The organism is Candidatus Tisiphia endosymbiont of Dioctria linearis, from assembly GCF_964026545.1.
Lineage (GTDB): Bacteria > Pseudomonadota > Alphaproteobacteria > Rickettsiales > Rickettsiaceae > Tisiphia.
The window spans coordinates 783,775-808,689 of sequence record NZ_OZ032156.1 but is presented as its reverse complement, the minus strand read 5'-3'; the positions used below and the strand labels follow the sequence as shown (position 1 = coordinate 808,689).

The following is a 24,915-nucleotide window of genomic DNA, read 5'->3' as shown; positions in this document are numbered from 1 at the left end:
TAAATATGAAGCATTTAGTTTGTTTAGTTACCATCATTTTTAATCTAACTATAGCAAAAGCAGAGTTATCAAATATAGTTGCATTAGTTAATAATGAGCCAATTACCTTACATGAATTTCTAGCTAGAAAACACATGATTATGGCACTTAACAATATCCCCAATCCTGATTCTCAAACAAATAAGCGGCTTGATAAGATGGCAATTAACAGCATGATTGATGATGTATTGCTTTATCAGTCTGCAAACGGTAAGAAAAGTTCTGATAGTGAGATAAATGAATCTATAAGAACCATTGAGCAACGTAATAAAATGCCAGAAGGGCAGTTAATAAAGTTTTTGAAAAGTAAATCTGTAGATATTAATAATTTTAAATCCCAGATAGGTGCCGAAATTATCAAAATGAATATTTTATCTAGTATTTCAAGATCAGTTGCTATTAGTGCAAAAGAAGTTAATGATATAATATTAGCGACAAATTCAAAAGATGCAGAAATATCAGCACAGCTTTTTACTTCAAAAGATAAAGATGATAAAACTTTGCAGAAGATGTACTGTTTACAAAAACGTCTTAAAAATTGTTCTGATGTCAAAGAATCTTTATATAAAGATTTTTCTACATTAGAGGTAATTAATCAAAATTTAAGTACTCTAGATTCTACGCTGCAAACAATTCTCAGAGATTTAAATACAGGAGAAAAAAGTAATGTTTTCGAGATGCAAGATGGATTTAAATTAATCTTAATGTGTGATAAGCAGATGATTAATGTTACTAGCGATGAAAATAATTACGTAGTAAATTTGTTAGCTAATAAGAAAATGTCACAAAAATCACAAAAATACTTTGAAGATATGCGTAAGAAAGCATATATCAAAATAATGCTACCTTTGTGATCTTAAATAATTTAAATGCCTTACCTTCAATTGCAAAGCATGCTAGCAAACATGGTATTACTCCTATTAAGAAATATGGTCAAAATTTCATTTTTGATAGTAGCCTATGTGATAAAATAGTTCGAGTTAGTGGGCTGCAAGAAAATGATTTGGTCTTAGAAATTGGCCCTGGTACAGCCGGACTCACTAGAGCTATTCTTGCCTACAACCCTAAATCTTTAACTGTTATTGAAACTGACGTTAGATGTATACCTTTACTTATGGAAATAAGAGAATTGTCCCCTAATCTGCACATTATTCATTCGGATGCTACTAAATTTGATCTATCAGCTTTAAGTACTATAGTCAATTCAGGAGAATTTGGGGCTAGGAGCGATGGAGCGACGCCTATAAATAATAGGCGAGCGACGAGTGACAACGTCCCCAACTTCTCATCAATTGACTATAACAAAATAACTATTATTTCAAATTTACCTTACCAAATAGGTACAGAGTTAGTCATCAAATGGTTAAAAAAATTACCATTAATAAATAGTATGACTTTAATGCTGCAAAAGGAGGTTGTAGACCGAATATGTGGTAAAGTTGGAACAAAATCCTACGGAAGATTATCAGTAATATGTCAGTTACTTTGTTCTGTTGAAAAATGCTTTGATGTTAATCCGCAAGCTTTCTATCCGGCACCAAAAGTCCACTCGGCTATAGTTAAACTCGTACCTTATAACAATAATGCATTAACAGCTGAACTAATTGAAAAAGTCGAGTTAATAACTAGACTAGCCTTTGGCAAGCGACGTAAAATGATTAAATCATCTTTGAAAACACTAACTTCGTGTATAGAAGATTTGCTAGCAGAATTAAAAATTGATAATTCTTCGCGATCTGAAAATTTATCACCACAAGATTATTTATCTTTAGCAAAATTATATTCAAATGAATTACTATATAGCTAGCTTGTTATGTGTTTTGCCATTTTTATCTACACCGTAAATTTGAAAAATTCTTTTTGCAATATCTATACCAATTGTAGTAATTTCCATCCTGAATTTCCCATTTTTTGTCTTAGGTTTATTCCTATTTCTAGAAGATTAGTATATGCTTCTCTTTCTGTAAGTTGGCTATATCCATTACGTTACTTAAGTTTTATGTCTCAATTCTTTAAATTATTTGAGCATATATCATGCCAAATTATTTTGGAAATTATGACAAAGATTTTCAATTGCTTGCTCATAAGCAATAAGCTCCGGTATAGTCCAATTAAACCGGACAAAAATATCATATGCATTATTTATCTCAGTATTAATATCGGCAATTCTTACATTAGAGAATAACTTCCTTATTAACTTTGTTTCCTGCGTTCTTTTATATTCATTATGGTTTGCTGTATCAAATTCTGCTATATTATGCATCTCTCTGGTTCGTATTTGTATTTCTATGTTACGTTTACAGATATCAACTACAGCTATTACATGCAAAGAACGGTAACCATTATTCTTAGGATTATCAATATAATTTTTAGACTTTTCTACATTAACAGAATAGATACTATAAATAATATCCAATACTTTATAACAATCTTCTTGTTTGTCAACTATAACCCTAAAAGCAACTAGGTCAGTTAATTCTTTCAAAGCAATAGTCTTTCGTAATACCTTCTTTAAAGTAGAATAAGGGTCTTTTAATCTGTAATATACTTCAGCTACTATGTCATTTTCATACAGTTTAGTACTAATAGCACTTATGATATTACGTAAATCTTTAGTATTTGTATCTTGCATAATTGATACTCTAGAAAGTCATGTAGTGAATTTGTTGAAAAAAATTAGAAAGGAAACCCTTAATAATAACATACTAATGTTATCATATAATAATTGGTTTATCAATTATTATTAAAAGATCGTCAATATGAAATTGGTCGTTTACTTAAAACTTATGATGTAAGTAGACGATGAATTTACTGATACGGCTACAATGCTTATAACTCTAAAACGTAAATCGTAACTGTATGGTGCCACCATATTGCTATTACAAAATTTATTATATCTATCATTATAACTAATATTTACATATAATGTTAAGTGCTATTACTAGAAATGGTTCGGTCTATTTTGAGATGGGAAATTACCAAGAAGCAGTTAAAAATTATGACAAAGCAATACAACTAGGTAAAGATGATTCTAAAGTAATTATCCCAGAAGGTAATAAAAGATATCTTGCTAAAATATCACATGAAATTAAGGGAGTATTAACCATCAAAACCATATCCCATGCTAATGAGTTATTGAATATTGTTTTTATTAACATAAAATTAGTTGACTATTTAAGTTATATTTATTCTTATCCCGTATCCGCGTCTTGAGATTCTACTATTGACCTAATAAGCTCAACTATTTTTTGTCTAATCTGCTGATTTTGAATTTTGGTAAATACTTTAATAAGATAGGATAATTCTTTTTCTGTATTGTATTTTAAAGGTACTAAATATTCTACCTTATCCTCTGCAATAATGTCATTCAAAAACCTATTATCATCTTGTGTATCAAATAGGTAATCATCTGATGTATCAGTATCTTCATCTGTATCAAGAAAATACTTGATAGATACATTTAATAATTTTGCAAAAAAATACAATATACTACCAGCTATCGGGGTAGTAGCATCTTCATATCTTTGTATCTGCTTTACACTAAGATTAATAGCTTCACTCAATTCTTGTTGGCTTATACCCAACATTATACGACGCTTTTTTAAACGCATACCTATAATTAAGTTTATTTTTTCCTTTGGTTTATTAGATTCATCCATTATGATAATAATTTAATATTTATCTATCTATTTCAACTAATAATAATATAAAGCTATAGCTTAATCAAGTAATTTTTCATCGATATTAATAAATTTATTATTTGCAGAAACTTAGGCTCTGTGAACAAAAATCATTTAATTTAATAAAAATATTCTAAAAACACTTAGTGCTTTTAACTTTTTACTATATTATCTATATTGCTCGGGAATTTAACCATAATTATGTGTAATTATATATGACCATTATGTCTGATAATTGGATAAGAAAAATGTCTGTAGAACATAATATGATTGCACCTTTTACTGATACGCAGATTAAATTAAATAACTCAGAGAAAATTATTTCTTATGGTTTATCTTCGTATGGTTATGATGCAAGAGTCTCAAAGGAATTCAAAATATTTACTAATATCAATTCGGCAATAGTTGATCCCAAAAATTTCACTGAATGCAGCTTGGTAGATAGAGAGGTTGATGTTTGTATTATTCCACCAAACAGTTTTGCCTTAGCAAGAACAATTGAATATTTTAAGATTCCAAGAGATGTATTAGTTATTTGCGTTGGTAAATCAACCTATGCCAGATGCGGTATAATTGTTAACGTAACACCATTAGAACCTGAATGGGAAGGACATGTAACATTAGAATTTTCTAATACCACTCCATTGCCGGCAAAAATTTATGCTAATGAGGGAGCGTGTCAATTTTTATTTTTAAAAGGCGATCAAATTTGTAATACATCTTATGCTGATCGTCATGGAAAATATATGAAACAGCAAGGTGTTACCTTGCCAAGAACTTAAAAATTTTAATATAAAAGGACTATTTGTTATGAAAGACTCTAATCAACAAGATATGCCACATATCGCTATTAACGCCCAATACATAAAGGATTTATCTTTTGAAAATCCAGACGCTCCGAAATCTTTAGTGTCTTTGGAACGTAATCCACAAATTGATTTATTCCTAGACCTTAATATTTCTAATTTACCTGAAGAAAACTTTTATGAGGTAGAATTAAGTATAGAAGCTAAAGCAATGAGCAAAAAGCATAAGCTATTTATAGTAGACCTAAAATATGCAGGGGTTTTTAACCTGATTAATATAGCGGAAGATCAACACCAGATGATATTAGCGATCCATTGTCCAGCAATGATCTTCCCATTTGCCAGAAAGATTATTTCTGATGTCACTCAGGATGGCGGATTCCAACCATTGATGATTGATCCAATTGATTTTGGTGCTTTATATCACAAGAAAATGCGAGAAAGTGAAAATTAACTATAGCTATGTCAATACTATAAGTTTCCCTGTATTGCTTTAGGTCAGCAAAAGCGGCTCCCCGCTAATAAGATTGTTGGAGAGCCGCTAGAGCTAAAACGATATTGTGGATAACACTTTTTATCTATTTAGGTTTTAGCAATCTCTGAGATACCACATGTTGCATCAGTTGACCCAGCTACCATATTTATAATGTCAGGAGCTTTAAACAATATTATAACCCCAGTCACAATAACCAGTGCAACTTCCCATTTTAATTGTCCTCTGAGAGTTTGAATTCCTAGTACAACTATACCAATAACTGCTATACCACGAGCCGTATTTCCACGAAATATTTTAATCATATTACACAACACTGTACCTACCGGATCATCAGAAGCAGCAAAAGCATCTGATGCTGCAATAATTACAGCAACACTGCAAAGAACAAACAGCAAACGCCAGACGAAGTTCCTATCAAATTGTTCTAAATATGGTCTATAAATATTCATATTTTACCTCGTTAATGAATTGTTTAAACATGCAGCTGATTCTATACTGTAGCCTTTTAAAATTCAAGGATTTAATATAAAGCAGAATATCTAATTAAAGAATTACTGAGGAATAAGGGCTTATGTGCTGTTTTAGCCATATATGGAGAGTAGTTTGTATAATTCTAAACGAGACTTATAGCTAGTTGATGAGAAGTTGGAAACGTCGCCACCATAGCTACAATTTTTTATTTATTTCCTTATGATGACTAAAAAAGCTGACTGCTAAGCATCATGGCTCAGAGCCACTTTAGTGGGAGACGAAGCAATCTAAAAAAACGATTAAAATGGATTACTTCGGAGGCTTACGCCTCCTCGCAATGACGTTTGGGGTGCATATACGTCATTGCGAGACCATGTAATGGTCGAAGCAATCGATTTTTAATTACTTTCTGGATTACTTCGTTGGCTCATGCCTCCGCAATGACGCTTTTATGCTGTACCACTTACTACCATTATACACATGTTTCTGAAGCAGCGGCTGTACCAGCTACCATATTTATAATTTCAGGAGCTTTAAACAATATTATAACCCCAGTCACAATAACCAATGCAACTTCCCATTTTAATTGTCCTCTAAGAGTTTGAATTCCTAGTACAACTATACCAATAACTGCTATACCACGAGCCGTATTTCCACGAAATATTTTAATCATATTACACAATACATTACCTACCGGATCATCAGAAGCAGCAAAAACATCTGGTGCTGCAATAATCAGAGCAACGCTGCAAAGAACAAACAGCAAACGCCAGACAAAGTTACTATCAAATTGTTCCCAATATGGTCTATAAACATTCATATTTTACCTCATTAACGAATCATTAGACATGCCGTTGATTCTATATGCTAGCTTTTTACAATTCAAGGATTAATATACGGATGGTGCTAATCTAGTTAAAGAATGGCTGAGAAATTAAGTCTTGCGTGTTGTTTTAGTAGCAATTTCTACAAATTAGTTAATTTAAAAATTCATTTTCCAAGAACATATATAAAAGTGAATAAAAATAACCATACTACATCGACAAAATGCCAGTACCAAGCGGCAAATTCAAAACCTAAATGACCATTGCCTTTAACAAAATCACCTCTTCGTGCTCTATAATAACAAACAGTTAAGAATATAGTGCCAATTATTACATGCGCACCATGAAAACCGGTTGCTAAATAAAAATTAGAAGAATAGATACCGTCTTTAAATTTAAAAGTTGCATGATGATATTCGTAAGCTTGCATTAAACTAAAAAACACCCCCAATATTATGGTCAAACCAAGAGCAGTCACACAATCTTTCTGATTATTTTCCTCAACAGCATAATGTGCCCATGTTACTGTTGTACCAGATAATAAAAGAATCAATGTATTAATAAAAGGGATGTCAAACGGGTCAAATGTTTGGATAGATGCAGGAGACCATATACCAGGCTTTACTACCCATACACCATCTAGCAATCCTACAGGAAAAAGACTTGCGTTAAAAAAGGATCCAAAAAATGCCGCAAAAAACATTATCTCTGACAAGATAAATAATGCCATACCTATCCTTAAGCCAATCCTTACTGGCTCAGTATGATGTTTTCCAATTAGCCCTTCTTTGATTACATCACTCCACCAGGAATATACACAAAAAATCACCGAAAGAATACCAGCCCCAAAAACATATGCACCAAATCGATATTGATGCATAAACATTATGCTACCACTAGCTAAAAGCAATAAGGCAAATGCAGTCAGAATTGGCCAAGGGCTGGGATCGACAAGATGGAATGGATGCTGTTTTCCTCCTAAAGAAACAACATTGTTATTTTTAATAGACCCATGTAACATAATAAACTCATAAGCAATTTATTGCTTGATTATTCTATGCTATCTTCTGTAAATATCAAGATATAGTCTTCAAAATAATCTTATTTTTATTTTACTTGTTATAACTAACCCGATTAGCATTTATCTATAGTAAATTAACATCTATTATTCTGGCGTCATTGCGAGCAAACATACGTGAACGTGGCAATCCATGAAGCTTGTTTATGGATTGCCGCGTCGCCCAAAGCACCTCCTCGCAATAATGGTTTCTAAACTCTACATAACTATACAACAACCAGCATTATCAAACTGAGCTAAATAAGCTGTATCTTTCCACCTTCTACCATCATCAAAATCATCTGCCATATATTATGTTTTCACCATATTTAAGTTTTAGTCGAAGTATCTATAATTATGATTAAATATAACTTAAATAGTCAACTAATTTTATGTTAATAAAAACAATATTCAATAACTCATTAGCACGGGATAGGGTTTTGATGTTTAATACCCCCTTAATTTCATGTGATATTTTAGCAAGATATCTTTTATTACCTTCTTGGATGATTACTTTAGAATCATCTTTACCTAGGCACTGTTAACAATACCATATTATAGCCCTAACCTAAATTTCTTGTAACTTCCATAATTTTTTGTATAGACTATGTTTATTACGAATTAATGTAGTATGCGTGCCTTCTTCAATAATTACCCCTTTATCTAGCACAATTATCCTATCCATATGTTTTAAAGTGGATAAGCGGTGGGCAATTGCAAGCACAGTCTTTCTTTTATCTTGAATTAGAAAGTTAAGGCTATCTTGGATAAAACGCTCGGTTTGACTATCAAGTGCAGAAGTTGCCTCATCTAAGATCAAAATAGGTGCATCTTTTAGAATAGCTCTTGCTATTGCTATCCTTTGCCGCTGTCCACCAGATAATTTGATACCTCGCTCTCCAACATAAGTATTATACTCTTCTGGCAATGTTGTAATAAATTCATGGATATGTGCCTTTTTGCTTGCCTCAATTACTTCCGCCTCAGTTGCTTCTTGGTTCCCATATCTGATATTTTCCATCAGCGTTCGATGAAATAACAAAGTGTCTTGAGGGATTACCGCGATATTTTGTCGTAATGAATCCTGAGTAACATTGTCAATATTTTGTCCGTCTATTAAAATTTGACCATTTGCAACTTTAAAATAACGTAACAAGAGATTAATAAGTGTTGATTTGCCGCTACCAGAATGACCAACTATTCCTACCTTTTCACCAGGACTAATAGAAAAAGTCATATCTTTAAAGATCAGCTCTTTGTTATAACCAAAATTTATATTTTTAAATTCAATAATAGCTTTATCAACTATTAGCGGACTTGCACTAAATTTATCCAAATCCTGCTGGTTGATAGTAACTAGTGACAAAGCACTTTTCAGATCACCCATTGATCTGGTAAAATTCTGCAATGAAACTGTTGCATCCCAGATATCGTCTGCAACAATCAAGGCAATACCAAAGACAAAAGCAAAATCTCCAACAGAAATTAAGCCATGTATTCTTAAATGCAGCATATAGAATGGAATAAAAACAAACAAAACAAAATAGAAACACATAGCTACTATTTGAGTCTTAAAGTTATATTTGTATGCTTTTACCTGTTTGGGAATAAAATCATTTAATATATTATTATCTAGTGCCTTTAATTCTCTTGTCCTAGAAGCAAAAGAAAAAAGTGAAATAATATTAGTAATTTTATCGGCAACTTGTCCAATTATAAAATGCTTGCTTTCGGATTCTAAGCAATATAGTTGGTTTAATTTAGTTGAGAGTTTATACATAATTGGTATGTATAAACTACACCATATTAGTACAAATATGCCAAGATTTGTGTTAACAAGGCTAAGGGCACAAAAAATTTACAACACATTTAAAAAACTTTTGCAGCAATCCGTAATGCATTTCCGCCCAGAATTTATCATATCCATCCAAAATGCCTTTGATTTTGCTGCTGATAGCTCCTGTAAAATTTTCTTGGAAGAACGGATAAGAATGATGCTGAACATAGTCATATGATTGAAGCAATATAGAACGCCGAACATAAGGTGCCGCTTTCCATTCAGCTATGTTACTGATACGCCAAACCAAATCTAACATCACTTGTGCAGACATGAATATTACAATCGGCAGTAGAACTAACTGGTAAGTTAAATTTTCTTGCCCAGCTATTGTATCAAGAAATAATTTAATCGCATAATAATTAGCAGACGGGTAAAAACTACTTACAGTAGAAGCAAGTAGCATAGCCATATAAAACCATTTGTATGGTTTTATATGGTGCCAAAAAAATGTAATAATAGATTTATTTTGCATGAGTTATTTATTGTTTAAGAATTATAATAACTAATTTTAACCTGAACTTGATATAGCAAATTATTCCAAATTCGGTTATATCTATATATAACAGATTTTTTTGCTCCACTAATAGTTGTTTTCATTATTTTTGCAATATTGCTTATTTTTTTCCCTAACTTAGTACATTACTATTACCCATTCTTTAAAATGCTTATTCTTATCCCAATGCCAACAAATCACTCATTACTTCCATGACAATATTTATATTTCTTACCGGAACCACAAGGACATATCTCATTTCTAGCCACCTTTCCCCAACTTGATGGATCTGATGGTATTCTATCCTGTGGATTGACTTGAGTTTTAATAGGTTTAAGCTGAGTTTCAATACTAATCCCTGCATTATATTTACTAAAAGCAGGGTCTTCCCTAGTTTCTCGCATGGTCTTTTGCAGTGTTTTGTTTGCCAAAGACATTGATTCTTTTTTAATGTGGCTAGTATCCATATGAAGATGACAAACTTTCTGGATAAATAGCTCCTTCAAATTATCAAGCATTTGTTCAAATAAATTGAACGCTTCTCTTTTATACTCGTTAAGTGGATCTTTCTGAGCATAAGCCCTTAGTGATATACCTTGTCGTAAATGATCTAAATTATGTAAATGATCTTTCCATACTTGGTCTAAAGTTGTTAGTAGAATATATTTAATTGCGTCATTCATCAAGTCAACGCTATATGCTGTATTCTTTGCCTGGTATAGGTCATTTACCATTTGCACAACATTAGATGTCACCTCTATCTCGGTGACGTTAGCCTTGGTTATAGATTCTTGATTTAGTTTTACAGCAAAAATACGTTGCAACTCTCCTGTTAGAGCATTTACATCCCAGTCTTCCCTATAAGAACCGGGGGGAATGAAAGTTAATACCACTTTTTCCACTAGTTCTTTTGTCATGCTAGCTAAAAAATCATGGGCAGAGTTTGATGCAATTATATCAGTACGTTGTTCGTAAACTATCTTACGTTGATCGTTCATAACATCATCAAAACGTAATAAATTTTTACGTATCTCGTAATTATGTCCTTCAACCTTCTGCTGAGCCTTCTCAAGTGAACGGCTAATCATAGGGTGATGGATTGCTTCACCATCTTTTAAACCTAACGTTCTTAGGACTCCAGAAATACGATCTGAAGCAAAAATACGCATAAGGTCGTCTTCTAGAGACAAGAAGAATTTTGTATTACCTGGATCACCTTGTCTACCGGCTCTTCCTCGCAACTGGTTATCTATTCTACGACTCTCATGCCTTTCGGTACCTATAACAAATAATCCCCCAGCCTCTATTACCCGCTGCTTCTCTTCAGATATTTGCTCCTTTATTTTGATCATTTCTAATTGATACTGTTCCTCAGGTAGGTTTTGTAGAGAAAGTTGCTCTATTAGCATTTCCGGATTACCACCAAGCATAATATCGGTACCACGACCTGCCATATTGGTGGCAATAGTCACAGCCTTAAATCGCCCAGCTTGAGCTATAATAAATGCTTCCTGTTGATGAAATTTCGCATTTAAAACATTATGGGTTATTTTATTTATGGTAAGTAACTTAGAAATTTCTTCAGACTTCTCTATACTAACTGTTCCAACCAAAATAGGTTGACCACGATCATAACACTCTTGTATTAATTTTATAATAGCTTGATATTTATCGTGTTTATTGCCGTAAATTTCGTCATCATAATCAACCCTAGTGATTGGATTATGAGTAGGAACAGCTAGTACATCAAGATTATATATGTCCTTTAACTCTGTAGCTTCGGTCATTGCCGTACCAGTCATGCCTGATAATTTTGGATAATTCCTAAAATAGTTTTGAAAAGTAATAGAAGCCAAAGTTTGATTTTCGTTTTGAATTGGCACATGTTCTTTTGCCTCTAGTGATTGGTGTAACCCTTCAGAATAACGTCTACCTTCCATCACCCGCCCAGTAAATTCATCAATAATCATCACTTTGCCATCACGCACCAAATAATCAACATCACGATTGAAGAGAATATGTGCTCTCAATGATTGATTGACATAATGAACCAAACTTAAATTCTCAAAATCATAAAGGCTTGAACCTTGTTCAATAAGATTATTGGTCACAAGCATTGATTCTACATGAGTTATACCATCCTCAGTAAGATTAACGGTTCGTAATTTCTCATCTTTTTCGTAATCTTCATCTTTAAACTGACAAACCAATTTATCAATCTTAGTATATAAATCCGAGCGATCATCTACTGGACCCGATATAATTAGTGGAGTTCTTGCTTCATCAATTAAAATTGAGTCAACTTCATCAATAATAGCGAATTTAAAGGGACGAAGTACCTTAGAGTCTTCGCTATATTTCATGTTATCTCTGAGAAAATCAAATCCAAGCTCGTTATTAGTTGTATGAGTAATATCTGCTCTATAGGCATCATGTCTGTCTTTGTCACTGATATTAGCAATGATACACCCAACAGATAATCCTAAGAAATTATATATCTTCCCCATCCACTCAGCATCACGTTTTGCTAAATAATCATTTACCGTAACAACATGTACCCCTTCACCAGTAAGAGCATTCAAATATGCCGGTAATGTGGCAACTAAAGTTTTTCCTTCCCCTGTACGCATTTCAGTAATCATCCCACGATGCAATATCAATCCACCAATTAGCTGAACATCAAAATGCCTCATTCCATAGACTCTTCTTGCAGCTTCTCGTACGACAGCAAAAGCTTCATAGGTTAGGTCATCTAATGACTCCCCATCTTTTAATCTTTGCCTAAATTGCTCTGTTTTATTTCTCAATTCATCATCAGAAAGCTTTTGTATCGATGGTTCAAGCAAATTAATCTTTTCAATTTCTAAAAATAGTTTTTTGATATTTCTATCGTTTGCTGTGCCGAATAATTTTTTAAGTAAAGAAAACATTTATATCCTAAATTCTGTAAATAACCTTATAAAATAGGGTATTTTATAATATTTATCAAACAAATTGTAAATAGCTATTGACGTCAGGTGGTTATCATTATAAAATCTAGCCATAATAATAAATATAAATGGATAACAAATGAAAAGAATATCTATAGCTTTTTTATCTGCTAGCTTACTTGCGAGCAGTGCTTTCGCTAACGAAGATAAAGTTGTTGCTACCTATAAAGGTGGCGAAGTAAAAGAATCGCAGATTATGCAGCAATTCCAGTCTTCTTTAGATAACCAACCAAGTGCTAAAGGTAAGAAATTTTCTGATCTTAATGCAAATATACAGGAAATGTTAGTTCGTGGTTATATCGATACAAAATTGCTTGAGCAAGAAGCTAAAAATTCTAATATTGAATCTTCAAAAGAATTTCAAACTAAATTGAATATAGCGAAAAACCAAATGGTTCAGCAAGAATTGATGGAGCGTTATGTAAAATCTCATGTTGATGAGAAGATGATTAATGCTGAATATGATAAGCTAGTTGCTAGCTTAAAAGGAAAAGAAGAAGTAAAAGTAAGCCATATTTTGCTTGCAACTGAAAAAGAAGCAGTAAATATAAAAAATAGGCTTAATAAAGGAGAAAAATTTGCTAAGCTTGCTAAAGATTTGTCAAAAGATGAAGGTTCTAAAGAAAATGGCGGAGAAATAGGCTATATTACTTCTGGGCAATTAGTACCTGAATTTGAAAATAAAGCATTATCAATGAAAGTAAATGAAATCTCTTCTCCGGTTAAAACTCAGTTTGGGTGGCATATTATTACTGTACTTGATAAAAGACCTGCACAGATACCTTCTAAGGAGGAAGCTACTGTTAATATAACCAATAAACTTAGTAGAGATGCTATATTAAAGTATGTTGCTGATCTTGAGAGTAAAGCTGATATCAAAATAATATTACCACAGTCACAAGTAACAGATGAGGCTAAAAAATAGCCTAGTATTATATTCAAAGATGCGCTAAGGGTAGAGATCATGCCTTAACAAGTTTTGGTCTCTTTGCATCTTTTGCAAACACTAGACCTTTATAGTCAATTCAGGAGAATTTGGGGTTAGGAACGATGGAGCCTGTAAGTAATAGGCAAGCATTGAGCGACCCAACTTCTAATCAATTGACTATAGACCTTTAGTAAAAAGCGGCCAGATAGCTCAGTTGGTAGAGCAAAGGATTGAAGATCCTTGTGTCGCTGGTTCGATCCCGGCTCTGGCCACCGTCTCTACAATAAAATTTGTAAAAAACAATTCTCCAAATCATTTGAGTATACTCCCATAGCAATTATCTTTTATCTATATGTAACCTTAGTTCGACATTAGGATGATGAGAAAGTATTTGAAAGAAAGAAGGGAGGGATGTGATACCCAATCGTCATTACGAGGAGCCGCTTTGCGGCGACGCAGCAATCCAAAAATGACCATAAATGGATTGCTGCGTCGACCTACGGTCTCCTCGCCAATGACGATTGAAATATCTAAATAGATTTTTAAACAGGTTTTGGCACTTGTTGTAGTATAAAGTTTTTCACTTTCTCAAATGCGGCATTTTCAATCTGTCTAATCCTTTCCTTAGAAATTTTATATTCCATACTAAGAGTATCGAGGGTTTTTGGAGAATCTGTTAATTTACGCTCAGTAAGAATATGTAATTCGCGATCATTTAAGATCTTCATCGCTTGGGTTAACAAGTTATGCTTATTAGCAGAATCCTCTTGGCTAATTAATCTTAGCTCTTGACTTGGACGAGTTTCTGGTAAAAATTCAATTAATTCGCTACTACTATTATCATCACCATTTACCAAATTGTTCAGCGATAAGTCTGGACCAGATAATCTAGCATTCATTTCACTAACTTCATTGGTAGTCACTCCAAGTTCTTGAGCGATTTGAACAAAATCTTGATCTGTGACAGCCCTTGAATATAGGTTAGCAATTTTATGCTTAATTTTACCAAGACTAAAGAATAATTTTTTTTGTGCTGCCGTAGTACCCATTTTAACTAAAGACCAAGATTTTAAGACATATTCATGGATTGAAGCTTTAATCCACCACAAAGCATAAGTAGACAAACGAAAACCCAAATCAGGATTATATTTTTTTACTGCTTGCATAAGCCCTAAATTCCCTTCTGATACAAGCTCATTTAGAGGTAGTCCATAATTTCTATATCTAATGGCAATTTTTGCTACTAATTTCAAGTGGCTAGTTACTAACTTATGCGCAGCTTCTAGATCATTTTGTTCAAGATAGGCTTTGGCAAGTAAAAATTCCTCCTCTTGTGAGAGTGATGGAACTTTATTAATTTTTTGCAAATATTGATAAAATCCTGATTCTGCAGAAATTACTGGCACACTGATTTTGTTAGTCATATAATACCTTAAAATAGGTTGTTTTATTAAAACGAGTATATAATATCATAAGTTTAAGATATTTTAAATAAACTTTTCGTAAAAAGTTAAAATTTGATTTTTTACAATAGAGCTAATCCAAATAGGTATAATGGACGGAGCCCATTAAAGAGAAATGTTCACAGATCCTAATAGACGTTCCAATAGGAAATTTGCCTTAGCCTTAGTTAGCTTAGCATTTAGTATGGTTTTTTTAAGCTTTGCATCGATACCAATTTATAATTTATTTTGTAAAGTCACTGGTTATGGCGGCACCACCGTAAGACAGGAATTTAATATATATTCCCCTAAAAAGGGAACTAGAGTGATAACTATAGAATTTGACTCTAATGTTGATAGTAATTTACCTTGGCGATTTATTCCTAAACAAAGAAGGGCTACAGTTATTCCAGGACAAAATACACTAATTTTTTACGAGTCTGAAAATCTAAGCAACGATGATATAATAGGAACTTCCGTTTATAATGTTACACCCAATAAAGCCGGTAAATATTTTGTTAAAATACATTGTTTTTGTTTTGAAGAACAGTTATTAAAAGCAAGAGAGAAAATGTTAATGCCCGTAACATTTTTTATAGACTCTGATTTTGAGGAAGATAAAGAAATGAATGATGTTGAGACAATAACCCTATCTTATAGCTTCTATAAAGTCAGGGTTGTTGAAAAAGATCCAATGAAATTCAAATAATAATTTAAAAAAGTGAAAATTTAGTATATATTTCTACTTTCAACAGATAATTTTAATAAAAAAAGTTAATTATTTTATGACTATAACCATTCATACAGCCGAAGACTTTAAGAAAATGCATATTGCAGGTAAACTTGCTGCAGAAACCTTAGATTTCATTACTAATTATGTAAAACCAGGGGTAAGTACCATTTATTTAAATGATCTTTGCCATGACTTTATTGTATCCAATAATGCAATCCCTGCACCTTTAAACTATAATGGCTTCCCAAAATCAATTTGCACTTCTGTTAACCATGTAGTATGCCATGGTATCCCAAATGATAAACTCCTTAAGAATGGTGATATCATAAACATTGACGTTACCGTAATTGTTGATGGATGGTACGGTGACACTAGTAGAATGTTTTACGTTGGTGATGTCGGAATTAAAGCAAAACGCTTAGTGCAAGTTACTTATGATGCTATGATGATAGGAATTGAACTAGTGAAACCAGGAGTACATTTAGGAACTATCGGAAATGCTATACAAACTTATGTTGAGAAGCATAATTATTCAGTTGTTAGAAATTATACTGGTCACGGGATAGGGCGTATATTCCATACAAAACCGGATGTTCTACATTACGGTAAAGCTGGCACTGGCTTGGTATTAGAAGAAGGTATGTTTTTTACTATTGAACCAATGGTAAATGCTGGACATCACTCTACCCATCTAAGTAAATTAGACGATTGGACAGTTACCACAAGTGATAAATCATTATCAGCACAATTTGAGCATAGTTTGGGTGTAACCAAAGATGGTTTTGACATTTTTACTTTGTCACCAAAACACTTGACATATCCACCTTATAAAATAGATTTATAATAGAACAATATGAAAGATGATACTCCTCATTATATTGGACATAGACAACGTCTAAGGCAACGTATTGTTATGTCTGCAGAGAATCTTGCGAATTATGAATTACTTGAAATGATATTATTTTCTGTAATACCTAGAAAAGATGTAAAACCATTAGCGAAGGAATTACTAACGCGATTTGGTAGTCTGGCTGATTTAATAAATACAGATAAAGAAAAACTACTTAATATTAAAGGGACTAATGATAATTTATACATAAATTTTGTTACTATGCGTGAATTAACTAACAGGATGCTAAAACAAAAAGTAATGAATCATAATGTCATTAGCTCTTGGAGCATTCTAATAGATTATCTGAAAGCAACTATGGGCAATATGAAGACAGAACAGTTTCGTATCTTATTTCTAAATAAAAAGAATATCCTGATTGCTGATGAAGTTTTAAGCCAAGGCACCATAGATCAGGCAACAATATATCCAAGAGAAATAATTAAAAGAGCTTTATTTAATGAAGCTGGTGCAATTATACTGGTACATAATCATCCAAGTGGTGTTAGTAAACCTTCAAATACTGATATAAAACTAACACACAAAATAGTAGAAACTTGTGCTAATGTGAATATATCTGTTCATGACCACGTGATTATTGCAGCTAATGAATATTTCAGTTTTAAATCTAATATGTTGTTATGAGTGATTTTATTAATTATAGTTTTTTATTTTTGTTATCTTTTATAGCAACAAGCTTTTTTACTTGGCTATTGATTTTCAATCTTCCCTCTTTTGGAATGGTGGATATACCGGATCCACGTAGAGCACACAATAAAATTACACCAAGAGGAGGTGGGCTTGCTATAGTAATAGTGGTAATAATTGGTCTTATCACCTATGAATATTTTGTAACAGAAATGTTGATAAACTCAATTAAAATTGTACCATTATTACTGATCATTTCTACAATTTCATTTTTAGATGATCTTGTCTCTATTCCTGTATTTATAAGACTAATTATTCACATAATTTGTTCCACAATAAGCATTATATTATTTTTATCTCCAGCATTATTGTTTCATTACGAATTACCATTATATATTGATTTTGTGTTATCCATAATATACTTGATTACCTTTTTAAATATTTATAATTTTCTTGATGGAATAGATGGTATTAGTGGTGCTGAATCTATTCATTTATCCATCACCATATTGATACTTTGTTATTTAAAGTATGATACAATAATAAATATAAATTTTATTATTGTACTTAATATCATTATATTGGGATGTTCTATAGGTTTTTTGATATTTAACTGGCATCCTGCTAAAATTTTTATAGGAGACGTAGGTAGCATAAGTTTAGGATTTTTATTAGGTTTATGTTTAATACTTATTTCAGCTTCTAGTATTCATTTATTTATTGCTTCATCTATTGCTAGCTTATATTACATGACCGATGGAGGACTAACCATATTAATTAGACTACTTAATAAGGAAAAGATTTGGCAACCTCATTTAAAGCATTTTTTTCAAAAAGCAGTTAGAAATGGTAAAAGTCATAGGGAAGTAGTGTATAGAATTATAATATGCAATATATTACTTATGATATTATCAATCAGTTCTCTATATTTTCCTTTAGTATCAATTATTTTTGCTGTATTAGTAGTAATGGTTACAATCATTAATTTTGCCCATGAAACCACTCAGCCATGACATCAACATAATTATTAGACGAATTTTTGGCAAGCAGCACCCATTGCTTGCAGAAATTATGATTAATTGGAACAAGATTGTTGGAGCAAAATTTAGTAGCAAAACTACCCCTCTAAAAATATCTAAAATTAAAGAGAAAGGACAGCTAATAAATATTTTACATGTACAAGCAGAAAATTCGAGCATTGCTTTAGAAATATCATACTATCAACAGATAATCATTGAGCGTATTTCGGTTTATCTAGGTTTTAAGGCTATACATAGCATAAAAACTACAATATATGGCACTTTTAACAAAATAATTTGATATAAAGATAAAGCTATGGTAAGAATAATTGAGCAATAAAGAAGGTTCAATGTACTAAAAAGTTTCTATGTTTCTGCAAAACTTAACCCTTCTTTTTCTTTTATCTTAAATACTTTCTTTCGAGAATCTATTGAATATGTCATAATGACATCATTATATCATATTTATTGGGATTTGGCTATAAGATTAGCTATACCATGAATTGCACAACAAAATTGAATTTTCCTATATCAAGACCGATAAAATTATTATATAATAGCATACATACCTCGAGATATTTAATGTTTACGATTGTAAGCGGGCGTGCAAAAGCATCCCTATCAACTATTCAAACGTCTCGGGGATTTGGGCTAGAGTACCAGGATCCATTCGGTCTTAAAACTAATTGCTACACGGTCGCTCACACCCACACAACAATAGTCATTATTATGGCTATTGCTGAATACCCCTTAAAGTCAATATAAACCACTATTTACATTAGCTTCAATATCTATATACCATACTTTTAACTTACAATTGCTTCGTCGCTACTAAAGTATCTCCTCACTAATAAACATCTGTGAATTTTGCTTAATGCTAGTCGGGTTAGTTTAATCCGTTAAACAACAACAATAATAATTTATTTAGTCTAGACATCTGATGAAACTTAGTCTAATCTCCTTTAATTTACTTGATATTATTACTTAAATTAACTTATTATGGATAATCTAAACCAAATATTAGAATCTGCTCAAAGCAGTATAGAGGCAACTCAAACTTTATCAGGATTGCAACAAATTAGGGTAGAGTTTCTTGGCAAAAAAAGCTTACTCACTCAAGAAATGAAAAAACTGGGCGATCTTGAACCAAATGATCGCAAAAAGTTAGGTGAGATAGTTAATCTGCTTAAAGAGCAGATTAGTAATTTGCTACAAGCAAAACAAACTATTTTGGAGGAATTTGAATTAAATAAGCAATTTGCTGAAGAAAAGACAGATTTAACCATTCCAGCTAGACAGCACAAGAAGGGCAGCATTCACCCCATTACCCAAGCTACCGAAGAATTAATTCAAATATTTGCAAAATTTGGGCTAACCATTAAGGATGGTCCAAATATCGAAAATGACTGGTATAATTTTACTGCCCTCAATTTTTATGAAGACCACCCTGCCAGGCAGATGCATGACACTTTCTACCTAAAAGCAAAAGAAGGAGCCGATCCTCTGTTACTACGTACCCACACTTCAACAATACAAATTAGAACCATGCAAAATGATAAACCGCCTTTTAGGTTTATTGCTCCTGGTAGAACTTATAGATCAGATTCCGATATGACGCATACACCAATGTTCCACCAGATTGAAGGTCTAGTACTCGATGAAAATATTAATATGGGGCATTTAAAATACCTTATCACGGAATTTATCAAAGACTTTTTTGAACAAACAAATATTGAAATACGTTTTAGACCAAGTTTCTTCCCATTTACTGAACCATCTGCCGAAGTGGATATTAAGATGCCAGATAGTAATAAATGGCTTGAGGTACTTGGTTGCGGTATGGTTCATCCAAACGTTCTGAAAAATGTTAATATAGATAGTGATCATTATCAAGGATTTGCTTTTGGGCTAGGTGTTGAACGTTTTGCTATGTTAAAATACGGGATCAAAGATCTTAGACAATTTTTTGAAGGAGATATAAGATGGTTAAAACACTATAATTTCTCTGCTTTTGATATACCAACTCTAGCTGGGGGGTTAACAAGATGAAATTTACTCTATCATGGTTAAAAAAATTCTTAGATACAGATGTTTCTGTTGCAGGTATTGCCGAGTGCTTGACTATGCTCGGTCTAGAAGTAGAAGAAATCGTAGATAGAAGGGCGGAGCTGAAAGATTTTGAAGTAGCTCACATACTAACTACTAAACCCCATCCTTCGGCGGATAAACTTAAGATATGTCAAGTCCAAACTAATGAAGGAATTTTACAGATAGTTTGCGGAGCAAGTAATGCTAGGGAGAATATTAAAGTAGTATTGGCAAAAATTGGCTGTGAAATTCCAAATGGTAAATTTAAAATTAAAGAATCGGTAATTCGTGGAGAAAAAAGTTGTGGTATGCTATGTTCGGAAGAGGAATTATTACTTGGTACTAATTCAGAAGGTATCATAGAACTGACGCAAGAGGCTAAAGTAGGCGAGTCACTTATACAATATTATGGGTATAATGATCCTGTCTTTGATATTAATGTTACCCCCAATCGTGGCGATGCTCTTGGCGTCTATGGTATAGCTAGAGATCTTGCTGCTAGTGGTATTGGTACACTTAAAGAACTAGAGATAGCGGAAATTGCCGGAGAATTTAAATCTAGCTTGAGTTTACAAGTAGAAAATAAAGAGGCGTGTCCTTTATTCGGATTTCGAGAAATAAGAAATTTACAAAATAAGCTAAGCCCTGATTGGTTAAAACAGTTATTGCAAAATATTGGCGTAAAACCAGTTTCGGCTATAGTGGACGTTACTAACTACATATCATATAGCTTCGGGCAACCAATGCATGCCTATGATAGAAGTAAATTATCAGATAATATCCAAGTTGCAACTGTTAAAGAAAAAATTAAATTTGCAGCTTTAAATGGCAAAGAATATGATTTAGATGCAGGAGATTTGGTAGTTCAAGATGACGGACAAGTACTTGCTCTTGCTGGTATTATAGGAGGAGATAGTAGTAGTTGTGGGCTTGAAACGCAAAATATTCTGCTAGAAGCGGCATGTTTTTCTGCTAAATATATTACTAAAACTGGTAGGCGTCTGCAGATTGATACTGATTCGCGTTATCGTTTTGAACGTAATATTGATCAAAATTTTACCTTAAAAGCCTTAAATATTGCAAGTAAAATGATTTTAGCTATTTGTGGAGGTGAAATTTCTGATATAGTGTATAATGGGGAACTCAACCTTGAGCAAAAATCCCTGAACTTCCCTATCAATTGCCTAGCTAAAATAACCGGTCTAAACCTAAGCAAAACCGAGATTTGTGATATTCTAAAGAAGCTTGGTTTTATTGTAGATATAGTCAATTCAGGAGAATTTGGGGCTAGGAACGATGGAGCGACGCCTATAAGTAATAGGCGAGCATTGAGCGACAACGTCCCCAACTTTTCATCAATTGACTATGTAGGTGATAGTCTCAAACTTACCATACCCTCCTGGCGACATGACATCACAATTAAAGAAGATATTGTTGAAGAGATTGTTCGTATTTACGGTTATGACAAGTTACATCCGGTTAAATTACCAGAGATACAATTAGCAAGGATTGTACCTAAAGAACAACGAAGAGTTTCTGATATTAAAAGAATTTTAGCCAGTTGCGGGTATGATGAGGTAGTAACAAACTCATTCATGGATAGTGAAATAGCAAAATTATTTGCTCCAATAAAAGAGGAGCTATTTTTGCTAAATCCTATTAATGTTGATAATAATTATATGCGACCTAGCATCATTGCCAAATTACTTAAATTAGTGCAAAAGAATCTAACAAGATCCATTAAAGATATTGCTTTGATGGAATTGGGGCCAATCTTTAACTCTTGCACATCCGATGGTGAATTGATTTTTGCTTCGGCGGTAAGATGTGGGCTATATAACGAAAAAGATTGCCATTCTACAGCCCGCCCCGTAGATGTTTTTGACATTAAATCTGACTTAGAAAATGTTTTAAATTATGCAGGTTTGCCTATTGATAAGTGCCAATTTGCTCCTGTTGATTTACCTTATTACCATCCGACAAACTCAAACATTATAAAACTTGGTAAGAATGTCATAGCATATTTTGGACAAATTCATCCCTCTATATTAAAATATTTTGATATTGACTGCCAGATATTTGCCTTTGAGATAAATATTGCCAATATACCATTTACTAAAGCAAAATTTGCTAAAAGAGACGACTTTATTGTTTCCGACTTCCAACCAACCTTTAGAGACTATGCTTTTGTAGTTGATCTAGAGCAACCGGTTGGCAAGATAATTGCTTATATCAAAAATTCTAATAAAAAAATGATAAAATCAGTTGATCTATTTGATGTTTATTCAGGAGACAAACTACCTTCCGGTAAAAAATCGGTGGCAATTAAAGTGCAATTTCAAGCAGATGATCGGACGTTAAATGAAGCAGACTTAAATTTATTAAATCAGGAAGTTATTGCAACTGCTTACGAGAAATTCCAAGGTAAATTAAGAGAATAAATGTGAACGCTCAGCGTTTGATTATAGCTGACTTAAGCGGATGACGATCTAAGGCAAGTTTTAGATGCTTTGTTTGGATATGGGTGTATATTTGGGTAGTACTAATATCAGCATGCCCAAGTAGTTCTTGAATTACTCTAAGATCTGCACCACCTTCTAGCAAATGGCTAGCAAAACTGTGACGTAAAGTGTGTGGGGAGATATTATCTGGATTTAACCCAGCCTTAATAGCTGCTTGTTTTAAAAGAATTGCAAAATTCTGTCTAGTCATATGACCACTAGCGGCAGAAGAACAAAATAAGTAAATTTGACTTTTTAAATGTTTTCTGCTGACAAAGTTACTGCGAATAGTTAAATAATCTAGCAAACTAAGGGCAGCCTGTTCATTGATAATCACCATTCTTTCTTTATTGCCCTTACCAGTTATAGAAAATATTCTTTTAATATTTTGGGATATTTGATTTACTAAAATATCAGTTAGTCTAATACTGACAAGCTCAGAAACACGTAACCCACTTGCATATAATAAATGAATCATTGCTTTTAGACGTACGGAATCAGGGCTTTTATCTTGATCACAATATAAAAGTAAAGTTTTGATTTGATCGATCGATAATGTAGCAGGAAGTTTAGTTTGATATTTTGGTAGATCTACCATCAAAGTAGGATTATAATTTGTATGTTTTTCGCTAATTAAAAATTCATAATAGTTTTTTATAGTTGATATTTTTCGGTTAATTGATCTTGCTTGCAAGCCATTTTCTGCTAAATATTCGACCCAATCTCTAATATTTTCAGCTTTAATATTTAGCTCTAATAATTTATTTTGTAATAAAAATTTCTGAAAATCTAATAGATCGCATTTATAACTAACTATGGAATTATTAGCTACTCCACGTTCTGCTATCATCGCTTCTAGGAATTGTTCAATAAATTCCAGCATATTAATATATTCTTTTGATGGAGGCCAGGGCCGGAATCGAACCGGCGCATTGAGGATTTGCAGTCCACGGCATTACCACTTTGCTACCTAGCCCAAAGACGTTGAATCCTAACCAATATTAGAGGAAAAGGCAACTTATTTGTGAACCTTCATGGAAAAAAGTTTAAAGTGCAAGACGTCTATTAGCGAGGAACCGCTTTTTACAGCGACGCGGAAATCCAAAAAGTACTCAGAAATAGATTGCCACGCTCACGTACGTTCGCAATGACGCCTTGTACTTTAACTTTTTTCCGTGAACGCTCTCACGAGGTAATGACTGCAAACGCTACAGAAGTTGGGTAATCGTCTGAAATAGATAAGTGAATTTTAATTTGTCCAAAATTCTGTTCAAATTTGTTTGGATTCTCAGGATGGCAAATCCAAACAAACGGTTTTCCTAAATCATCATTTAATACAGAGATGTCTTTAAATCGTAAATTTCTGCCAATTCCAACACCAAGGGCTTTACTAACTGCTTCTTTCGCAGCAAATCTTTTTGCCAAAAAACAACCATATCGGTCTTTACTTAGAGAGGTTAGCTTTTGCACTTCTTCTTTAGAAAGAATTCTGTCTATAAAGCGTTGACCATATAGGTTTAATATCCTCTCTATTCTTGGAATTTGTACTATATCTGTACCAATGCCAATAATCATTTTTGTTCGTTATCACTGATATTATCATCAAATACTTGATCATCTAAATCAGAATAGTCCTCGGTAACACTTATATCTGAGCCACTTGGTAAATAATCAAAGTCTTCTGCAGCATCATCAAGAGAAGAATCAGTGTTTTCTTCATCGATAGGATCGATTCTATTTTTTGTTCGAAGGCGTTTTAGCAAGTGGGCTTTTAGGGTAGCAACTGTTACATGACCAGCCGCTATTTCACGTAATGCCAGCACAGTTGCCTTATCACCCTTAACGTTACTAATGGTCATTTTGCTACCAGAATTTATATCATTTGCTCTTTGAGCCGACAGAGCTACCAGCTCAAACCTATCGTGAATTTTTCCAATACAATCTTCAATCGTTATTCTAGCCATAACATTC

General features: G+C 32.8%; 26 protein-coding genes, 2 tRNA genes and 1 pseudogene. 16 read left to right on the top strand and 13 right to left on the bottom strand.

The annotated features are described in order from the left end of the window. The first annotated feature begins 5 nt into the window (after positions 1 to 5). Positions 6 to 893 (top strand): hypothetical protein, encoded by an 888-nt coding sequence (locus AAGD42_RS03930; RefSeq protein WP_341753387.1) that lies wholly within the window; start codon positions 6 to 8, stop codon positions 891 to 893. After that, positions 893 to 1,846 (top strand): 16S rRNA (adenine(1518)-N(6)/adenine(1519)-N(6))-dimethyltransferase RsmA, encoded by a 954-nt coding sequence (rsmA, locus tag AAGD42_RS03925; RefSeq protein ID WP_341753386.1) that lies wholly within the window; start codon positions 893 to 895, stop codon positions 1,844 to 1,846. Before AAGD42_RS03930 ends, rsmA begins: the two co-directional genes overlap by 1 nt. Before the next feature lie 225 nt (positions 1,847 to 2,071). Here rsmA and AAGD42_RS03920 read toward each other — a convergent pair whose 3' ends face one another. Then, entirely contained in the window at positions 2,072 to 2,671 is a 600-nt protein-coding gene (locus AAGD42_RS03920; RefSeq protein WP_341753319.1) for a bifunctional (p)ppGpp synthetase/guanosine-3',5'-bis(diphosphate) 3'-pyrophosphohydrolase, read from the bottom strand. Positions 2,672 to 2,964: 293 nt separating this feature from the next. Here AAGD42_RS03920 and AAGD42_RS03915 point away from each other — a divergent pair, with 293 nt between their 5' ends. Further along, entirely contained in the window at positions 2,965 to 3,252 is a 288-nt protein-coding gene (locus tag AAGD42_RS03915) for a tetratricopeptide repeat protein (protein ID WP_341750838.1), read from the top strand. Here AAGD42_RS03915 and AAGD42_RS03910 read toward each other — a convergent pair. Then, positions 3,231 to 3,698 carry a helix-turn-helix domain-containing protein gene (locus tag AAGD42_RS03910; RefSeq protein ID WP_341753318.1) on the bottom strand — a complete coding sequence of 156 codons (468 nt, stop codon included), beginning with the start codon at positions 3,696 to 3,698 and terminating at the stop codon, positions 3,231 to 3,233. The two genes, AAGD42_RS03915 and AAGD42_RS03910, sit on opposite strands and share 22 nt — an antisense overlap. 236 nt (positions 3,699 to 3,934) lie before the next feature. Here AAGD42_RS03910 and dcd point away from each other — a divergent pair, with 236 nt between their 5' ends. Both dcd and secB read left to right on the top strand, forming a co-directional pair. Beyond that, entirely contained in the window at positions 3,935 to 4,501 is a 567-nt protein-coding gene (gene dcd, locus AAGD42_RS03905; RefSeq protein WP_341753317.1) for a dCTP deaminase, read from the top strand. A 28-nt stretch (positions 4,502 to 4,529) separates the two neighbouring features. Continuing rightward, complete coding sequence (secB, locus tag AAGD42_RS03900) at positions 4,530 to 4,979, top strand: protein-export chaperone SecB (RefSeq protein WP_341753316.1); 450 nt, start codon at positions 4,530 to 4,532, stop codon at positions 4,977 to 4,979. A 128-nt stretch (positions 4,980 to 5,107) separates the two neighbouring features. Here secB and AAGD42_RS03895 read toward each other — a convergent pair whose 3' ends face one another. From AAGD42_RS03895 to AAGD42_RS03885, 3 genes are all read right to left on the bottom strand, one after another. Next, complete coding sequence (locus AAGD42_RS03895) at positions 5,108 to 5,470, bottom strand: TrbC/VirB2 family protein (RefSeq protein WP_341750834.1); 363 nt, start codon at positions 5,468 to 5,470, stop codon at positions 5,108 to 5,110. 494 nt (positions 5,471 to 5,964) lie between these two features. Beyond that, the gene (locus AAGD42_RS03890) at positions 5,965 to 6,312 is read right to left on the bottom strand and encodes a TrbC/VirB2 family protein (RefSeq protein ID WP_341753315.1); all 348 of its coding nucleotides are present in this window, start codon (positions 6,310 to 6,312) and stop codon (positions 5,965 to 5,967) included. 170 nt (positions 6,313 to 6,482) lie between these two features. After that, a complete protein-coding gene (locus tag AAGD42_RS03885; RefSeq protein WP_341753314.1) occupies positions 6,483 to 7,337 on the bottom strand; it encodes a cytochrome c oxidase subunit 3 in 855 nt (284 codons plus the stop codon). A 428-nt stretch (positions 7,338 to 7,765) separates the two neighbouring features. Between AAGD42_RS03885 and AAGD42_RS03880 the strand changes: the two genes are divergently transcribed. Next, on the top strand, positions 7,766 to 7,918 hold the full coding sequence (locus AAGD42_RS03880; protein ID WP_341760709.1) for a hypothetical protein: 153 nt from the start codon (positions 7,766 to 7,768) through the stop codon (positions 7,916 to 7,918). A 23-nt stretch (positions 7,919 to 7,941) separates the two neighbouring features. Here the strand turns inward: AAGD42_RS03880 and AAGD42_RS03875 are convergent, their stop codons facing one another. From AAGD42_RS03875 to secA, 3 genes are all read right to left on the bottom strand, one after another. Beyond that, positions 7,942 to 9,180 (bottom strand): ABC transporter ATP-binding protein, encoded by a 1,239-nt coding sequence (locus AAGD42_RS03875; RefSeq protein WP_341753385.1) that lies wholly within the window; start codon positions 9,178 to 9,180, stop codon positions 7,942 to 7,944. A 34-nt stretch (positions 9,181 to 9,214) separates the two neighbouring features. Further along, positions 9,215 to 9,685 carry a hypothetical protein gene (locus tag AAGD42_RS03870; RefSeq protein WP_341753313.1) on the bottom strand — a complete coding sequence of 157 codons (471 nt, stop codon included), beginning with the start codon at positions 9,683 to 9,685 and terminating at the stop codon, positions 9,215 to 9,217. Positions 9,686 to 9,903: 218 nt separating this feature from the next. Continuing rightward, positions 9,904 to 12,636, bottom strand: a complete 2,733-nt coding sequence (gene secA, locus AAGD42_RS03865; protein ID WP_341753312.1) for a preprotein translocase subunit SecA — start codon at positions 12,634 to 12,636, stop codon at positions 9,904 to 9,906. Between the two features lie 139 nt (positions 12,637 to 12,775). Here secA and AAGD42_RS03860 point away from each other — a divergent pair, with 139 nt between their 5' ends. Together AAGD42_RS03860 and AAGD42_RS03855 are read left to right on the top strand one after the other, a co-directional pair. Then, a complete protein-coding gene (locus AAGD42_RS03860) occupies positions 12,776 to 13,621 on the top strand; it encodes a peptidylprolyl isomerase (protein WP_341753311.1) in 846 nt (281 codons plus the stop codon). Between the two features lie 202 nt (positions 13,622 to 13,823). Further along, a tRNA-Phe gene (locus tag AAGD42_RS03855) sits at positions 13,824 to 13,896 on the top strand. A gap of 270 nt (positions 13,897 to 14,166) precedes the next feature. Here the strand turns inward: AAGD42_RS03855 and rpoH are convergent. After that, complete coding sequence (gene rpoH, locus AAGD42_RS03850; RefSeq protein WP_341750873.1) at positions 14,167 to 15,048, bottom strand: RNA polymerase sigma factor RpoH; 882 nt, start codon at positions 15,046 to 15,048, stop codon at positions 14,167 to 14,169. A 154-nt stretch (positions 15,049 to 15,202) separates the two neighbouring features. Here rpoH and AAGD42_RS03845 point away from each other — a divergent pair, with 154 nt between their 5' ends. From AAGD42_RS03845 to AAGD42_RS07135, 8 genes and pseudogenes are all read left to right on the top strand, one after another. Further along, positions 15,203 to 15,775 (top strand): cytochrome c oxidase assembly protein, encoded by a 573-nt coding sequence (locus AAGD42_RS03845; RefSeq protein WP_250311374.1) that lies wholly within the window; start codon positions 15,203 to 15,205, stop codon positions 15,773 to 15,775. 76 nt (positions 15,776 to 15,851) lie between these two features. Then, a complete protein-coding gene (gene map, locus AAGD42_RS03840; protein ID WP_341750874.1) occupies positions 15,852 to 16,643 on the top strand; it encodes a type I methionyl aminopeptidase in 792 nt (263 codons plus the stop codon). A gap of 9 nt (positions 16,644 to 16,652) precedes the next feature. Beyond that, positions 16,653 to 17,333 (top strand): RadC family protein, encoded by a 681-nt coding sequence (gene radC, locus AAGD42_RS03835; RefSeq protein ID WP_341753310.1) that lies wholly within the window; start codon positions 16,653 to 16,655, stop codon positions 17,331 to 17,333. Further along, positions 17,330 to 18,349 (top strand): MraY family glycosyltransferase, encoded by a 1,020-nt coding sequence (locus AAGD42_RS03830; protein WP_341753309.1) that lies wholly within the window; start codon positions 17,330 to 17,332, stop codon positions 18,347 to 18,349. The genes radC and AAGD42_RS03830 overlap by 4 nt, the downstream gene beginning before the upstream one ends. Beyond that, positions 18,330 to 18,656, top strand: a complete 327-nt coding sequence (locus AAGD42_RS03825; RefSeq protein ID WP_341751033.1) for a DUF721 domain-containing protein — start codon at positions 18,330 to 18,332, stop codon at positions 18,654 to 18,656. The genes AAGD42_RS03830 and AAGD42_RS03825 overlap by 20 nt, the downstream gene beginning before the upstream one ends. Positions 18,657 to 19,354: 698 nt before the next feature. Beyond that, the gene (pheS, locus tag AAGD42_RS03820) at positions 19,355 to 20,404 is read left to right on the top strand and encodes a phenylalanine--tRNA ligase subunit alpha (RefSeq protein ID WP_341753308.1); all 1,050 of its coding nucleotides are present in this window, start codon (positions 19,355 to 19,357) and stop codon (positions 20,402 to 20,404) included. After that, a pseudogene (pheT, locus tag AAGD42_RS07140) lies at positions 20,401 to 21,708 on the top strand (phenylalanine--tRNA ligase subunit beta); the annotation flags it as partial. The gene pheS and the pseudogene pheT, both read left to right, overlap by 4 nt. 63 nt (positions 21,709 to 21,771) lie before the next feature. Continuing rightward, positions 21,772 to 22,884 (top strand): hypothetical protein, encoded by a 1,113-nt coding sequence (locus tag AAGD42_RS07135; RefSeq protein ID WP_410520962.1) that lies wholly within the window; start codon positions 21,772 to 21,774, stop codon positions 22,882 to 22,884. 10 nt (positions 22,885 to 22,894) lie between these two features. Here AAGD42_RS07135 and AAGD42_RS03810 read toward each other — a convergent pair whose 3' ends face one another. The 4 genes from AAGD42_RS03810 to rpoZ all read right to left on the bottom strand — a co-directional run bounded on the left by AAGD42_RS03810 (position 22,895) and on the right by rpoZ (position 24,908). Then, positions 22,895 to 23,824, bottom strand: a complete 930-nt coding sequence (locus AAGD42_RS03810; RefSeq protein ID WP_341753384.1) for a site-specific tyrosine recombinase XerD — start codon at positions 23,822 to 23,824, stop codon at positions 22,895 to 22,897. A gap of 21 nt (positions 23,825 to 23,845) precedes the next feature. Continuing rightward, positions 23,846 to 23,920, bottom strand: a tRNA-Cys gene (locus tag AAGD42_RS03805). 209 nt (positions 23,921 to 24,129) lie between these two features. After that, on the bottom strand, positions 24,130 to 24,519 hold the full coding sequence (gene acpS, locus AAGD42_RS03800; protein WP_341750879.1) for a holo-ACP synthase: 390 nt from the start codon (positions 24,517 to 24,519) through the stop codon (positions 24,130 to 24,132). Next, positions 24,516 to 24,908: a DNA-directed RNA polymerase subunit omega gene (gene rpoZ / locus AAGD42_RS03795; protein ID WP_341760708.1), complete on the bottom strand. Its 393-nt coding sequence runs from the start codon at positions 24,906 to 24,908 to the stop codon at positions 24,516 to 24,518. The genes acpS and rpoZ overlap by 4 nt, the downstream gene beginning before the upstream one ends. Positions 24,909 to 24,915 lie beyond the last annotated feature (7 nt).